Genomic DNA, 14,630 nt, shown 5'->3' on the forward strand with positions numbered 1-14,630 from the left:
GTGAGAGGTGCGGCGGCACGGCTGTGCCGCTGCGTGGCTCGAATGATCGGACGATTCTAGTGCAATACGCCGCGTGGCCTGCTCGCGTATGATTGAGCCCGCCCGCGCGTCCTCGTTCGCCCCGCATTCGCTTCTTCCCTCTTCCCCTCGCATCACCGCCGTTCCCGCAATGTCTGCACATTTCCTGCTGTCTTCCCTGCTGATCTTCGGACTTGGTGGTCTGCTGGGCGCCGTGGGCGGGCTGTTCGGCATCGGCGGCGGGCTGATCGCGATTCCCGCGCTGGGGCTGCTCTACGGCATGGACCAGCAGCTGGCGCAGGGGACCGCGCTGGTGATGATCGCGCCCAATGTGGTGATCGGCTTCTGGCAATACCGCAAGCGCGCGGACATCGCCTTGCGTACCGCGGTGGTGCTGGGATTGTCGGCGGTGCTGGCGACCTGGCTGTCGGCGCGTGCCGCCACCGCGATGGATGCGCAGCTGCTGCGGCGCGTCTTTGCCGTGTTCATGATCGGGCTGGCGCTGTACTTCCTGTGGCGCCTGCTGCCGGGTCGTGCCATCACGGCGCAGCAGGCGCGCGTGTCGCCGCGCTGGATCCCGCTGGTGGGCGTGGTCGGCGGCGCGTTCTCGGGGTTCTTCAGCGTGGGCGGCGGCGTGGTGGCCGCGCCGGCGCTGGTGGGCTTGTTCGGGCTGCGCCAGGCGGCGGCGCAAGGGCTGGCGCTGGCACTGGTAACGCCGGGGGCGGTGGTCGCGCTGGCCACCTATGCGCACGCGGGCCACGTCGACTGGGCCAGCGGCATTCCGCTGTCGCTGGGCGGCATGCTGACGATCTCGTGGGGCGTGGCGCTGGCGCACCGGATGCCGGAGCGGCGCCTGCGCGCCGCGTTCGCCGTGTGCCTGATCGCGACGGCTATCGTGATGCTGGTGCGCGGCTGAAGCGCGCCGCGGCTTACTTGCGGAACACCAGGCTGAGAGCGCTAGCGCTGCGCTGCTTGCGCGGTCTTCCTCCGTTACCGGCCGGGCGGCGGTATCGTAGATTCATCACTTTTGCTGGCCGTATCTTGCACGGTTGGTGGTCATCCGGCTTGCCCTATCACATCAACCATCTGGTGTATGACCTGCGCCACGACTATTACTTAGTCTGTAGAAGTAAGTTCGAGGCCCGTGTCCAGGGCAAGGGTTCATAGGACTCATTCTTCTGGCGGATATGAAGGCAAGAGTTCACGGGCCTACCCTTTCCGGAACAACGACGGGGGAGGGAGCCATGAAAAGATCAATTTTGGCGATCGGCATTTGTCTGATTGCTGCGCAAGGCTGCGCGACGAAGCATTATGGGCGTCAGGGGACGGTGACAGATTTCGAACGACAAACTCTGAGCTGCCGCGAGATCGCGCTGGAGCAAGCCAAAGTCAACGGCTTCATACAGCATGTGGACAGGGAAAGCCAGTTCGACGGCCGGTCGGTCCTCGCCTTCCTGGGCGACTTTGGGATCGGCAATGTGATGGAACAGAGCGCGGCCACAGAGAGCGCCACGGCGCGCATGCACGACCTGCAGGCATTAAGTGTGCAGCGCGGCTGCGGCGTGGAAACGCGAGCCGCTGCAGCTCCTGCATCAGCCCTGCCGAAACCCGTACTCCCTACGCCCCGCCCCGGCCCGCACTCACACAGTGTGGAGGCTCTGGCCAATCGGGACATGTGCATGCCGGTCGGTGCCGCGCTGCTGGTCGCAAGCAGTGAAGCCGGCGACATGTATCGCGTGAACTGCATGGGAGGCATGATCCGCGAATATGCTTGCGCTGGTGCGAGTTGCAGCCCGGCTCGGTAAGTTCCCACGTCACGCGGGACCCGAACCGCCACTGCAAAAAAACGGTACCTATCTGATTCTATTTGACGTAGAACACCAGGCTGAAGTTGTTGGCCGGCATCGGCACCGGCTCGTCGCAGCGCATGCCTTGCGCCGCGCCCAGTGCGATCACATCCTCCATGTCGCGCACGCCCCAGTCCGGATCCGTGGCGCGCAGCTGCGCGTCGAAGGCCGCGTTGCTGGGCGCGGTATGCGCACCGCCGCGGCGGTAGGGACCGTAAAGGTACAGCACCCCGCCCGGGCCCAGCAGCTTGCCGGCGCCGGCAAAGAGCGCCTCGGCCGCGGCCCATGGCGAAATATGGATCATGTTGATACAGACCACCGCGGCGGCAGCGTCGATGCCCCACGGCTGCCGGCACACGTCGAGCGCCAGCGGCGGACGTACGTTGGCCACGCCCGCATGCGCGGTCCACGCGGCGATCGACTCGCGCGCGGCAGCATCGGGATCGCTCGGTTGCCAGGTCAGGCCGGGGAGTGCGGCGGCAAAGTACACGGCATGCTGGCCGGTGCCGCTGGCGACTTCCAATACCGTGCCGCTGGCGGGCAGCACATTGCGCAGCACTGCCAGGATCGGCTCGCGGTTGCGCTCGGTGGCGGGCGCCATGCGGCGTGCGTCGGGATCTCGGGTCTGGTCAGTCATGGGAACGAGAGCAATGCGGGGGAATGACTAGCGTAGCAGAGTCGGGGCGCAAAGGCGGCCAAGCGCAGAGCGATGGCGGAGTCTTGCCGCACCGCGTCAACGGTGTGCCGGGATGCGGTAGATCACGCGTTCGTACTTCGGCGACGAAGACCTCCCCACCACCGCGCCTCCGGGCGCTTCGGCGATCCGGCGGCTGGGCCAGTTCTGCTCGGCCACGGGGTAGCCGCGTCGTCGCCGCAAGACGGCGACAGTACCGCAAGCTGGCCGCACTGGGCATGCGGGTGGATGCGACGGAAGCGGGCTGACCGCCTCCGAATAAAAAGCGGCAGGCAAATGCCCGCCGCTTTCACATCCGAACTTCGTTGCGCTTTCAGGCCTTCGCCAGCTTTACCCCGGTCGGATCCCCTGTCAGGTACCCCACCGCCGAGCCGAACCGGTCCTTGTAGTTGGCCCGCACCAGCGGATCCAGCATGGGCTTGACGATGTCATGCAGCGGCGACTCCCAGTCCCCGACGTGCTGGAAGTTGCTCATGATGTAGGTCCAGCCGTTGATCTCATCGACCGCATGCAGGCCGGTGGACTCGGCGCCGGCCGGGCACGACAGCACGCGGCTGAGCGTCCTGGTATCGACGTTGTAGGCCCACAGGAAGTTGTTGACGTGGGTGTTGCTGTCCTCACCGACAAACAGCGTGCGCAGTTTTTCCGAGAACTTCAGGTTGTCCGGGGTGGCGACCTTGTCCGGATTGGCGAAGTTGCCGAGCGCATCCTGCTGCTTCATCTTGCCGCCGCCGAGGTCCTCGGAGACCAGCGCGGGCACGGCGGCCATGTCGACCGGCACCCATTCGCTGTTCATCGCAGCGCCGTTCTTGTCGGCCTGGCCGCCCTTCAGGTTCAGCTCATAGACGGCGCCCGAGTACGGGCCTTCGACCTGGATATCGCCGGCGTTGGCGGCATTGCCCATGAGCATGCTCGCCTCGATGCGCGACATCGCCGAGTAGGCCTTCTTGTCCTTGATGTTGACCGTGGTGCCTTCCATCTTGGTAAAACCCAGGCTGCCGCCGACCAGCGCGGCGTAGCGGTGGGTTTCCAGGCAGGCCGCGGCCTTTTCCATGCCCGGCACGAGCTTCACCCAGTTGGGCTTGCCGTTGTACAGGATGCGCGTGTAGCTGGTATCGGACGGATCGGCGGTCTTGACGTCCATGATGTCGGCCAGCCTGATACCGCCGTCGACCAGCGCGCGGATCTCGGCGCTGGTGGCGCTGCCGAGCTTGATCCATGACAGCGTGGCGCTGCCCGGGCCCACGCCCGAGGTCTGGTGCCACTTGGCCACGTACAGCGAGCCACTGGACAGGTCGCGCGCCTTGTCGGCGATAAACAGGAACAGGCCGCCGTTGGTGGCGTCGTCGCCCATCAGCACGGTGCGCTCGTCGGGCATCACCTGCACCAGCTCGTGCGAGATGCGGCCCAGGCAGTAGTGCTTCTTGATGGTGCCGGTGCCGTCCGGGTTGACCGTGACTTCCGGCAGGTGGCCGTAGTTGTAGGCGTTGGCGCGGGCCGGGTCGCCGTACAGGTTCTGGCTGTAGCCCTGCAGCTGCTTGACGGCGTTGACGTCCATCAGGTCGGTCTCGTACTCCTCGCTCGACAGATGGGTGTTCCACGGCGACAGGCTGGCGCCGCAGGTGATCCACAGGCCGTTGACGTCCGCGGTATCGACGTTGTGGTACTTCACCGGGGTCAGCTTGCCGGTGGCGGGGTCCTGGTCCAGCGTCACGATGGCGATCGGCGACGGCAGCAGGCCGTACATGCTGACGTTGTTCTGGTTGCGCGTGGTGTACTCGAACTGCACCACGGCGAACACGGTGTTGCCCTTGACCCCGGCCACGGTCGGGTTGGCCACGGTCAGCAGCGAGCTGCCGTCCGGCGCGTCGGAGAAGAACTGGCGTTCCTTGCCGGCCACGGAGGTATCCATGATCGGCTTGTTGTTGATGTCGTAGTAGCCGCCGGCGACGATGGTGCCGCCCTTGCCGTCGGAGAGCGTGTCGCCGGTGACGAAGAACGGCTGGTAGGCGAGCTTGTAGGTCTGGCTGCTGCCGTCGCTGAACGACACCTTCAGGCTCGAACCCACGGTGGTGGTCGCCATGGCTGCCGCGTCGGCCAGCGTGGGCGCGCTCATCGGGACGAACTCTGCCGTGGTGAAGGTGGCGGCAGACGCCGGGGCGGGAGCGGGTGCGGCAACGGCGTCGTTGCCACCGCCGCAGCCTGCCAGCAGCCCGGCCGAAGCGAAGCCAAGCGGCAGCATCGGCGCGCCGGCCAGGAGTTTCAGCGCCTTGCGGCGGCCAACATCAGGTTGTTCATGCATTTTCTTGATCCGGGGAAAAGGATGGATTTGGTTTTTGACTGCGTGATCGCTCCGGCCAGCCGCGAAGGCGGCCGGGCACCTGTTGGCACAGGCGGGCGGCGGGCGGCATTGCGCTCGTCCGCTGCGGATCGTATGGCGCGTATATGACACCAGGTTGACGATGCAACACAAAATCGCCGGGCGCCCTGCGATGACATGGCGGCCGCTGCGGTACACTCCCCGTTTGCCTTCCGCGGCCCCACAGGCGCGGAAACCGAGTGCCGGCCGCCGCCGTTTCTCCTGCCTTCCATTCCCTCCGCTTGCCAACCTACACGCTAGCCAACCCCGTCCAGGCCGAGATCGAAATCCGCAAGAGCCGCTTCCTGGCGCTGGCGCTGCCGGTGGCCGACCGGGAGGCCGCGATGGCCGCGCTCCAGGCGCTGCGCACCGAGCATCCGACCGCCACGCACGTGTGCTGGGCGCTGCTTGCTGGCGGCGCGTCGGGCATGTCCGATGACGGCGAGCCCTCCGGCACGGCGGGACGGCCGATCCTGGAGGTGCTGCGCCACCATGACCTCGACGGCGTGCTGGCTGCGGTGGTGCGCTACTACGGCGGCGTCAAGCTGGGGGCTGGCGGGTTGGTGCGCGCTTACACCGATGCCATCGCGGCGGCGCTGAAGTCGGCCGAACGTGTCGAGCGCATCGCTTATGGCACGCTGGTGGTGGCGGTGGACTATGCCGACGAGCCGCGCGTGCGGCGCTGGATCGAGCAGGAAGCGCAGCATGGCTGCACGCTGGCCGACACCGCCTATGGCGTAATGGCCACCCTGGTCATTCGGCTACCTGCCACCCAGGTCGACGCGGCTCGCGACGCGCTGCGCGACGCGACGCATGGCCGTGCCCAGTTTCCGCAAGCGGAGGATGGTGCGCATGGCTGAGGGAGAGACGGTGGATTCGGACGAGGGCGCGGAATTTACCGCACGGGTGCTACCGGGCGACGTGAGCTTCACCGCGCCTGCGGCGCTGAGCTTGCTCGAAGCCGCGCTACTTGAAGGCGTGGCCTTGCCCAACTCCTGCCGCAATGGGACCTGTCGCGCCTGTGCCAGCCGGCTGCACGCGGGGACGATCCGCTACCGGATCGAATGGCCGGGGCTAAGCCTGGATGAGAAGGAGGAAGGCTTGATCCTGCCGTGCGTGGCCTGTGCGGAGAGTGATGTGGTGATTGAGCCGGTGACGCTGGGTTAGCGCGAAGCGGCTCGTGGAATCGGTCAGCCTGGCGTGCGCCAGATTTCGTACCCCATCTGATCGAAGTCGTCCGGCACCTGGCCGAGGCCGGCCATGAATCCGAGCCCCTCACCCCCCAGCCGCCAGAAAAAACCGCAGCGCCATCTTCAACCCATCCGGCCCCGCCGGATCGGAAAACGCATGCCCGCCAGCCCCGCCGCTCCAGGCATGCCCCATCCCCTCGATCCGCACCAGGCGCACGTAAGGCCACTTGCTCGCCGTCCAGTCGAACACATCCACCGCCCGCCGCATCCCGCGCTGGATGCGCCGCGCTGGCACGCCGGTTAGCGGGTGCGCCCCTTCCGGCTGCAGGTTCATCCACATCGCTGCGGTCGCGGTGGCGTTGCTGAAGTCGACCACGCCATCGGCATCGCCGTGCAGCAGCAACAGCGGCGGCGGGCGGCGCCCGGCCAGCCCCACGCGCATGGCCTGCATGGCCTGCGCATCGGGCCCGCGCTGTCCGCGCATCGCGCGCGTCGCCTGCGCGGCATTGGCTGCGCTCCAGGGCACCGCGCCGGAATGCGAACCCACCGCGGCAATGCGCTCCGGGTAGCGCAGCCCGAGCATCAGCGCCATCGCACCGCCCGCGGACAGGCCCAGCACGCTGATGCGGTCGGGCGCGACCGGATGCCTGCGGCAGGCGTTATCGATCAGTCCCATCAGCTGCCCCGCCTCGGCAGCGCCCTGCACCGAAGGGCGGAACCAGTTCCAGCAACGCTGCGCGTTGGCCTGCGAGCTTTGTTCCGGCAGCAACACCACCCAGCCGGATTCGCGCGCCACTGCGGCGGCACGCGTGACCGCGGCAAAGCTCGCGGCGTCCTGGCCGCAGCCATGCAGCAGCACCAGCATGGGGGCGCGATGCGAGGCGGTGGCGCCGGCCGGCACGAAGATGCGATAGCGCCGCGGCGTCAGCGGCCCGCCCCAAGCGCCCTCCTCCCAGCGTCCGCTGCCGCGGCTCTCCGGGGCCTGCACGGGTGAGACCACGCCGGTCAGCGCGCGCTGGGTGGCGGCCGTGACCACAGCGGATTGCTTCACCGCGTTGCGCACGATGGCCTCGGTCATCGGCTTGGTGAAATTCTTGTTGACCGCGCGCTGCATGCGGCGGGCGTTGCGGGTAGCGGTCTTGTTCAGCGTGGACCAGAGTCTCGCGCCGGAAGAGCGGGGCATGCGGCGTCCTGTCGGCATGGGTAACCCGTGCATCATATGCCGAGTCGCGAAGGGTGCGAGGCAGACGAGGCGTTTGAGGGGGGAATGCGGAAAAGTCTCCAGGTTGCATGCAACGCGCGCCGGATGACTGCCTACAATGCAATGGCCGTGTCGCCCCGAGGCACGGACAGGAGGCAAGCATGATCGATGCAACAAGCCAGTTCAGGCCTTTGGATCCGGGCCGCGTCAACCTGATGGATCCGCTTGAAGTGCAGTACTGGTGCCGCGAGCTGGGCTGCAGCCAGGACGATCTGGAACACGCCGTCGATGCCGCCGGCGACCATATCGCCGCGGTGCGTGCGCAGCTGGAAGAAAACCCGGGCTACCAGGCCGGAATGCGGCCCCATTAAGTCCCCTCAACCCCTGCCAACCTCCCAACCCTGCTACCCGTCGTTCCCGCGCGAGCGGGAACGACGGCGAAGGTCTTTGCCCGACGCCAGGGCCGCAAGCCTCAGCGCGCGAGGTTGAGCGCCTTCGGCAGGCGGATCTGGACAAACTCGCTGTCGTCCGGCGTCTTGCTGCGCGATGCGCTGTCATTGACCGTCCACCTGACCACGCTGTAGCCGGCCGCCTCAGCGAAGCCACGTCGAGCGTATCGGCAGCCGCCGGTGTCAGCCCCGGCTGCGGGTTGCTGCCGCGCGCATCCCGGCCATACCAGAGATAAGCGCAATGCAGACCGGAATTCAGCAATGCAATGTTCGCCGGGCAGCGGTTTTGCTGCATGATTTCGGGCCCGGGGCGACGACCTGGCACGAAGACCAGACCGACCGGGGCATCGGAAAACATGGGGTCACCTACACGAGGACGCATCGACATGACCATCAAGCTGCCGACTTTCACCATCTGTGCAGCCCTGCTCGCCCCTGCCGCGTGGGCAGGCAACGAACCACACTGGAGCTACACCGGGCCCACCGGCGCACCGCACTGGGCCGAACTCGACGCGGGCTACAAGACCTGCGCGCTGGGCAAGCACCAGTCCCCGATCGATATCCGCACCGGCAAGGCCAAGCGCGCGGACCTGAAGCCGATCGGCTTTGCCTATGCCGCGGCGCCGGCCACCGTGGTCAACAACGGCCATACCGTCCAGGTCAACCTGCCCGCCGCGGGGCAGATCGAACTCGACGGCGTGCCCTACAAGCTGCTGCAGTTCCACTTCCACACGCCCAGCGAAGAGAAGATCAACGGCAAGACCTATCCGCTGGTGGCGCACCTGGTGCACCAGAACGCCGAAGGCAAGCTCGCGGTGGTGGCGGTGCTGTTCAAGTCCGGCCGCGAGAACGCCGCGCTCAAGCCGGTCTTTGCCAGCCTGCCGGGCAAGGCCGGCGAGTCGCGCGAGCTGGCCGCGCAGCTGGATGTGGCCGCGCTGCTGCCGGCGCAGCAGTCCTACTGGGCCTTCACCGGCTCGCTGACCACGCCGCCGTGCAGCGAGGATGTGCGCTGGCAGGTGCTGAAGACGCCGGTGGAAATCTCGCCGGCGCAGCTGGCGGCATTCCGCCAGCTGTACCGGATGAATGCGCGGCCGGTACAGCCGCTGAACGGGCGCGTGGTGCAGGCGGGGCAGTAAGTGGCCGCCTGATACTGACCCGATGGGTTACCGCCTTGGGTGCTCCCTCTCCCGCTCGCGGGAGAGGGAGCAAGCCAGCAGCGTGCAAGTTTGCCCGCAGTCTGATGCCATGCGGGGACTGCCGCGCTCACGACAACCCGCGCATCGCCAGCTCTCCACCCAACACCAGCAGGCCACAGAAAAACAGCTTGCGGAAACGCTCAGCACTGATCCGGTGGCGCAGCCACTGGCCAATGAACATGCCGCCCAGCGCGGGCGCCAGCGCCAGCACCGAGGCGCCCAGCACCGGCATATGCAGCAGCGAACCGCCCAGCGCCAGGCTCACCGCCAGCGCGATGGTCGACACGGTGAACGACAGACCCAGCGCCTGCACCAGGCTTTCCCTTTCAAGTCCGAGGCCCTGGAGGTAAGGCACGGCCGGGATCACGAACACGCCCGTCACCGCCGTGATCGCGCCGGTGACCAGCCCGACCAGCGGGCCCATCCAGCGTTCCGCGTGCGCCGGCACCACCAGCTTCACAGCGGCGAGCCCCACCACCGCATACAGCACCAGTGCCACGCCGAGCGCCGGGGTCGCATGGGTCATCATGCCCGCCGGCACCAGCGCCGCGCACAGCCACGTACCGGCACAGATCGCCACCAGCATCGGCCACAGCCGCAGCACCAGCAGGCCGAAGCGCGGGCCGCTGACCAGCTGCACCACGTTGGTCACCATCGACGGCGCCACCAGCAGCGCGGCGGCCTGCGCGGGCGGCATCACCAGCCCCAGCATGCCCACCGCGACCGTAGGCAGGCCCAGACCCACCACGCCTTTGACGAAACCGGCGAGCAGGAAGGTCAGGCCAATAAAGGCGGCTTGCGTGCCGATTGTTTCGATCGTCATCGCTGCCCCCTTCAGCCTGCCTTGTGATCGTGCACGGCGCGGCTGTCGGCGGGCGCCTCGTCGCGCTCGTTCATGCCGTAGTCGCGCAGCACCTGCGCCACGCGCAGCCGGTAGCCGGCGAACACGCCGCCGCGCCCGGCGGCCTGCGCCTGGCGGTGCGCCAGCGTATTGCGCCAGGCGATCACGGCGGCCTCGTCGCGGAAGAATGACAGCGACAGCATCTTGCCGGGGTTGGTCAGGCTCTGGAAGCGCTCCACCGAGATAAAGCCGTCGATGGCCTCGAGTTCGGGGCGCAGGTGCGCGGCGATGTCCAGGTAGGTGTCCTTGCGGCCCGGTGCGGGCTCGACTTCGAAGATGATGGCGATCATGAGGGTCTCCGGTGATTGCGTTGTTGGGCTCAGAGGAAGTGCGGCATGCGCGCGTTCAGCGACGGACGATAGCGGAAAGCCTGCGCCAGCGCTGCGGGATCGGCGCCGCGCTCCAGCAGCGCCGCGACCGTGGCGGCGGCCAGCGCCTGCGCCAGCCGCTCGCCGGGGCAGGCGTGGCGGCCGTGGCCGAAGGTCCATGGGCGTGCACCGCCGGCGAGGCCGCTGCACGATGCCGCCGCCAGCAGGACCAGCACGGCATCGCCCGCCTTGACGGCATGGCCGCATAGCTGCGCATCGGCGGCGAGGAAGCGGCGCGTATTCTGCACCGGCGGATCGTCTTGCGCGACCCGGGCGACCACGGCTTGCAGCGCGAGGTCCGACGCGCCGCGGCCCAGCCGCAGCAGCGTGTTGCCGGCCAGCGCGGCGGTGGCTTCGCAGGCCTGTACCAGCAGGCCGATGGTGTTGGCGGCGACAGCCTGCGCATCGATGCCGGCGGCGTGCGCGGCCTGATGCAGCGCCGGCAGCGGACCGTCGCCGGGCGTGGTATCGGCCAGCCATGCGCCCAGCCATTGCGCGGCCTCCGCACCGGCGCGCACGGTGTGCGCATCGGCCAGTGGCGACTGCGCGGCGGCGAAGGCCGCTACGCGCTGCGCAACCGCCGTCGCCCCGTCGCCTTCGGCAACGGGCAAACCGAGCAGGTCGGCCACGGTCACCACAGGCAAGGTGAAGAGCCAGCGGTTGACGCGCTCTCCGGGCGTGCCGGTGGCAGCGCCGGCATCGATCACCGTTGCCATCGCCGCCGCACGCAGGGCCGCGGCGGCCGGGTCGATGCCTGCCAGCATCGGCATCAGGATCTGCTTCAGCGGCGCATGGGCAGCGCCATCGTTCATCCGGATCAGCCGGCCGAACAGGTCGCCGGCAGCGGTGCCGGCCAGCGCGGGCGGCACCGGCTGCGCGGGCGGGCGTACGCGGCAGTCGGGATGGGCCAGCACTGCCGCCACTTCACGCGGGCCGGCGGCGACCCACAGGCCGAGGCGCTCGTCGCGGAAGAATGGCCGGCGGGCGGCCAACTCCCGGTAATACGGATAGGGGTCGGGATGGATGACGGCGCTGAGCGGGTCGATCCCGGTATCGGGCAGGGTGGCTGTCAGCATGGCGGCACATTGGGGGCTGAATGTGCTGCCAGTTTGCCGCGTGCGCGGCGCAAACGCTTCACGGTGTCGTGAAAGATCGATTGCGCCGCCAAGAGTCGCCGGGTTCCCGGGTACGCGGGAACCACGTGTCTTTGATGCGTCTTCACGCGCCGCTTACGTCTCCACCTGCACGAACTCCCCCTCCCCCTGCGCCGCCTCCGCCGCCGCCTCGTCGTTCCTGTGCGCCAGCCGATACAACACCGGCAGCACCAGCAATGTCAGCGCCGTCGACGACAGAATGCCGCCGATCACCACCGTGGCCAGCGGCCGCTGCACTTCGGCCCCCGTGCCGGTCGCCAGCGCCATCGGCACGAAGCCGAGCGAAGCCACCAGCGCCGTCATCAGCACCGGCCGCAGCCGCGTCAGCGCGCCCTGGCGGATGGCGTCATCGAGCCCCTGCCCGCCCTCGCGCAGCGAGCGGATAAACGACAGCATCACCAGCCCGTTGAGCACTGCCACGCCGCACAGCGCGATAAAGCCCACCGCCGCCGAGATCGACAGCGGGATGCCGCGCAGCCACAGCGCCAGGATGCCGCCGGTCAGCGCGAACGGGATGCCGGTGAAAACCAGCAGCCCGTCCTTCACATTTCCGAACATGGCGAACAGCAGCACGAACACCAGCCCCAGCGCCAGCGGCACCACCACGCGCAGGCGCTCGGTGGCGGACTGCAGCTGCTCGAACGTGCCGCCCCAGCTGGTCCAGTAGCCCGCCGGGACCTGCACGCGCTCGCGGATGGCCGCCTCGGCCTCGGGCACGAAGCTGCCGATATCGCGCCCACGCACATTGGCGCTGACGACGATGCGGCGCTTGCCGTTCTCGCGCGAGACCTGGTTGGGGCCGGGGGCGAGCTCCACCGTGGCCACCTCGCTGAGGGGGATATAGCTGGTGCGCGCGGCACTGTCCTTCGGCAGCGCCACCGGCAGGCGCCGCAGCGCTTCCACGTCCTCGCGCACCGCATCGGGCAGGCGTACCACGATATCGAAGCGCCGGTCGCCGCTGAAGAACGTGCCCGACGTCTTGCCGCCGATCCCGATCGCCACCGCATCCTGGATATCGCTCATGTTCAGGCCATAGCGCGCCGCCTTGTTGCGGTCGATATTGACGGTCAGCATCGGCAGGCCGGTGGTCTGCTCGACCTTGACTTCGGCAGCGCCCGGGATGCCTTGCAACACAGCGGCGATGCGGTTGGCGGTCTGCTCCAGCACGGCGTTGTCGTCGCCGAACACCTTGACCGCCACGTCCGAGCGCACGCCCGAGATCAGCTCGTTGAAGCGCAGCTGGATCGGCTGCGAGAATTCATAGTTGTTGCCCGGCAGCTTGCCGACCTCCTCGCGGATCGCCGCGATCAGTTCGTCGCGGGTGCGCCGTGGCTCGGGCCATTGCGACCTCGGCTTGAGCATGATGTAGCCATCGGAGATGTTCGGCGGCATCGGGTCCGAGGCGATCTCCGCGGTGCCGGTGCGCGCGAAGATGCGCTCGATCTCCGGGAACTTCACCCTCAGCGTGGTCTCCACCTGCTGCTGCATCGCCACCGACTGCGTCAGGCTGGTACCGGGGATGCGCAGCGCCTGGACGGCAAGGTCGCCCTCGTTCAGGCTGGGCACGAACTCGCTGCCCAGCCGCGTGGCGATCGCCAGGCACAGCGCCACCGCGACGCCGGCAAAGGTCAGCACCACCGGCGTGGCCGCCAGCGAGCGCTCCAGCAGCACCGCATAGCGCCGGCGCGCCCACGCCATCAGCCGGTTCTCGCGCTCGGCCACGCGGTTGCCGATGGCCAGCGCCACCGCCGCCGGCACGAAAGTCACCGACAGCACCATCGCCCCCAGCAGCGCCAGCACCACGGTGATGGCCATCGGGTGGAACATCTTTCCCTCGACCCCGGTCAGCGCGAAGATCGGCAGGTACACCACGATGATGATCAGCTGCCCGTACAGCAGCGGCCGGCGCGCCTCGCGCGCGGCGGCAAAGACTTCGTGCAGGCGTTCGGAGCGCGTCAGCACACGGCCGTGTCGTTCCTGCGCATGCGCCAGCCGGCGCACGCAGTTCTCGACGATCACCACCGCGCCGTCGACGATGATGCCGAAGTCCAGCGCGCCCAGGCTCATCAGGTTGGCGCTGACGCGGTAGTGCACCATGCCCGTGAAGGTGAACAGCATCGACAGCGGGATCACCAGCGCGGTGATCAGCGCCGCGCGCAGGTTGCCGAGGAACAGGAACAGGATGGCAATCACCAGCACCGCGCCTTCGAGCAGGTTCTGCTTGACCGTGGCGATGGCCTTGTCGACCAGCGTGGTGCGGTCGTAGACCGTGATCGCTTCCACGCCAGCGGGCAAGGTGCGGTTGATCTCCGCCATCTTGCGGTCCACCGCCTGCGACACCGTGCGGCTGTTCTCGCCGATCAGCATGAACACCGTGCCCAGTACCACCTCGCGGCCGTTCTCGGTGGCGGCACCGGTGCGCAGCTCGCCGCCGGTCTGCACGGTGGCGACGTCGCGCACGCGGATCGGCTGGCCCTGCGCGGTGCCGACGATCACCTCGCGGATATCGTCGAGCGAGCGCACCTGGCCCGGCACGCGCACCAGGTATTGCTCGCCGCGCCGCTCGATATAGCCGGCCCCGACGTTGTCGTTGTTCTTCTCCAGCGCGGCCACCACGTCGGCCAGCGACAGGCCATACGACGCCATGCGCTCCAGGCTGGGTGCGACCACGTAGGCGCGCGCATGCCCGCCGATCGCATTGACCTCGGTCACGCCCGGCACGTTGCGCAATTGCGGACGGATCACCCAGTCCTGGATCTCGCGCAGGTCCGCGAGCGTGTAGGGCGTGCCATCAGGCTTGCGCGCGCCGGGGTCGGCCTCGACTGTCCACAGGTAGATCTCGCCCAGGCCGGTCGAGATCGGCCCCATCGCGGGCGTGATGCCGGCGGGCAGCTTGTCACGCGCTTCCTGGATGCGCTGGTTGACGAGCTGGCGCGCAAAGTGGATATCGGTGCCGTCGCGGAAGATCACCGTCACCTGTGACAGCCCGTAGCGCGACAGCGAGCGCGTCTGCTCCAGCCCCGGCAGGCCCGCCATCACGGTCTCGACCGGATAGGTGATGCGCTGCTCGGTCTCCAGCGGCGAGTAGCCCGGCGCGGCGGTGTTGATCTGCACCTGGACGTTGGTGATGTCCGGCACCGCGTCGATCGGCAGCCGGGTATAGCTGTACAGGCCGAGCGCGGCCATGGCCAGCACGGCCAGCAGCACCAGCCAGCGCTGCTCGATGGCAAAGCGGATCAGGCGTTCGAACATG

At 68.2% G+C, this 14,630-nt stretch carries 13 protein-coding genes; 6 read left to right on the forward strand and 7 right to left on the reverse strand.

The genetic code is table 11. The features are described 5' to 3' along the window. The first annotated feature begins 169 nt into the window (after nt 1–169). Entirely contained in the window at nt 170–934 is a 765-nt protein-coding gene (locus AC10V3_RS33335; RefSeq protein WP_022539684.1) for a sulfite exporter TauE/SafE family protein, read from the forward strand. Between the two features lie 328 nt (nt 935–1,262). Further along, on the forward strand, nt 1,263–1,823 hold the full coding sequence (locus AC10V3_RS33340) for a hypothetical protein (RefSeq protein ID WP_022539685.1): 561 nt from the start codon (nt 1,263–1,265) through the stop codon (nt 1,821–1,823). 58 nt (nt 1,824–1,881) lie between these two features. Here the strand turns inward: AC10V3_RS33340 and AC10V3_RS33345 are convergent, their stop codons facing one another. Beyond that, entirely contained in the window at nt 1,882–2,502 is a 621-nt protein-coding gene (locus AC10V3_RS33345) for a DUF938 domain-containing protein (RefSeq protein WP_022539686.1), read from the reverse strand. 370 nt (nt 2,503–2,872) lie between these two features. Further along, nucleotides 2,873–4,861, reverse strand: coding sequence for a PhoX family protein (locus AC10V3_RS33350; protein WP_022539687.1), 1,989 nt, complete (start codon nt 4,859–4,861; stop codon nt 2,873–2,875). 299 nt (nt 4,862–5,160) lie between these two features. Here AC10V3_RS33350 and AC10V3_RS33355 point away from each other — a divergent pair, with 299 nt between their 5' ends. After that, nucleotides 5,161–5,778, forward strand: coding sequence for an IMPACT family protein (locus AC10V3_RS33355; protein WP_041682244.1), 618 nt, complete (start codon nt 5,161–5,163; stop codon nt 5,776–5,778). Beyond that, on the forward strand, nt 5,771–6,085 hold the full coding sequence (locus AC10V3_RS33360) for a 2Fe-2S iron-sulfur cluster-binding protein (protein WP_022539689.1): 315 nt from the start codon (nt 5,771–5,773) through the stop codon (nt 6,083–6,085). The genes AC10V3_RS33355 and AC10V3_RS33360 overlap by 8 nt, the downstream gene beginning before the upstream one ends. A 108-nt stretch (nt 6,086–6,193) precedes the next feature. Here AC10V3_RS33360 and AC10V3_RS33365 read toward each other — a convergent pair whose 3' ends face one another. Then, nucleotides 6,194–7,291, reverse strand: a complete 1,098-nt coding sequence (locus AC10V3_RS33365) for an extracellular catalytic domain type 1 short-chain-length polyhydroxyalkanoate depolymerase (RefSeq protein WP_022539690.1) — start codon at nt 7,289–7,291, stop codon at nt 6,194–6,196. Nucleotides 7,292–7,470: 179 nt separating this feature from the next. On the opposite strand from AC10V3_RS33365, the gene AC10V3_RS33370 reads away from it, so the two are divergent. Both AC10V3_RS33370 and AC10V3_RS33375 read left to right on the forward strand, forming a co-directional pair. After that, nucleotides 7,471–7,680 carry a DUF3606 domain-containing protein gene (locus AC10V3_RS33370; RefSeq protein ID WP_022539691.1) on the forward strand — a complete coding sequence of 70 codons (210 nt, stop codon included), beginning with the start codon at nt 7,471–7,473 and terminating at the stop codon, nt 7,678–7,680. Nucleotides 7,681–8,144: 464 nt separating this feature from the next. Then, nucleotides 8,145–8,894: a carbonic anhydrase gene (locus AC10V3_RS33375; protein WP_041681861.1), complete on the forward strand. Its 750-nt coding sequence runs from the start codon at nt 8,145–8,147 to the stop codon at nt 8,892–8,894. Between the two features lie 127 nt (nt 8,895–9,021). Here AC10V3_RS33375 and AC10V3_RS33380 read toward each other — a convergent pair whose 3' ends face one another. The 4 genes from AC10V3_RS33380 to AC10V3_RS33395 all read right to left on the reverse strand — a co-directional run bounded on the left by AC10V3_RS33380 (nt 9,022) and on the right by AC10V3_RS33395 (nt 14,629). Next, nucleotides 9,022–9,777, reverse strand: coding sequence for a sulfite exporter TauE/SafE family protein (locus AC10V3_RS33380; RefSeq protein ID WP_022539694.1), 756 nt, complete (start codon nt 9,775–9,777; stop codon nt 9,022–9,024). Between the two features lie 11 nt (nt 9,778–9,788). Further along, nucleotides 9,789–10,145, reverse strand: a complete 357-nt coding sequence (locus AC10V3_RS33385) for an antibiotic biosynthesis monooxygenase family protein (RefSeq protein ID WP_022539695.1) — start codon at nt 10,143–10,145, stop codon at nt 9,789–9,791. Between the two features lie 29 nt (nt 10,146–10,174). After that, nucleotides 10,175–11,299, reverse strand: a complete 1,125-nt coding sequence (locus AC10V3_RS33390; RefSeq protein ID WP_022539696.1) for a cytochrome P450 family protein — start codon at nt 11,297–11,299, stop codon at nt 10,175–10,177. Nucleotides 11,300–11,452: 153 nt separating this feature from the next. Further along, nucleotides 11,453–14,629, reverse strand: a complete 3,177-nt coding sequence (locus tag AC10V3_RS33395; RefSeq protein ID WP_022539697.1) for a CusA/CzcA family heavy metal efflux RND transporter — start codon at nt 14,627–14,629, stop codon at nt 11,453–11,455. Nucleotide 14,630 lies beyond the last annotated feature (1 nt).

Source organism: Cupriavidus sp. PB-02, assembly GCF_058252315.1.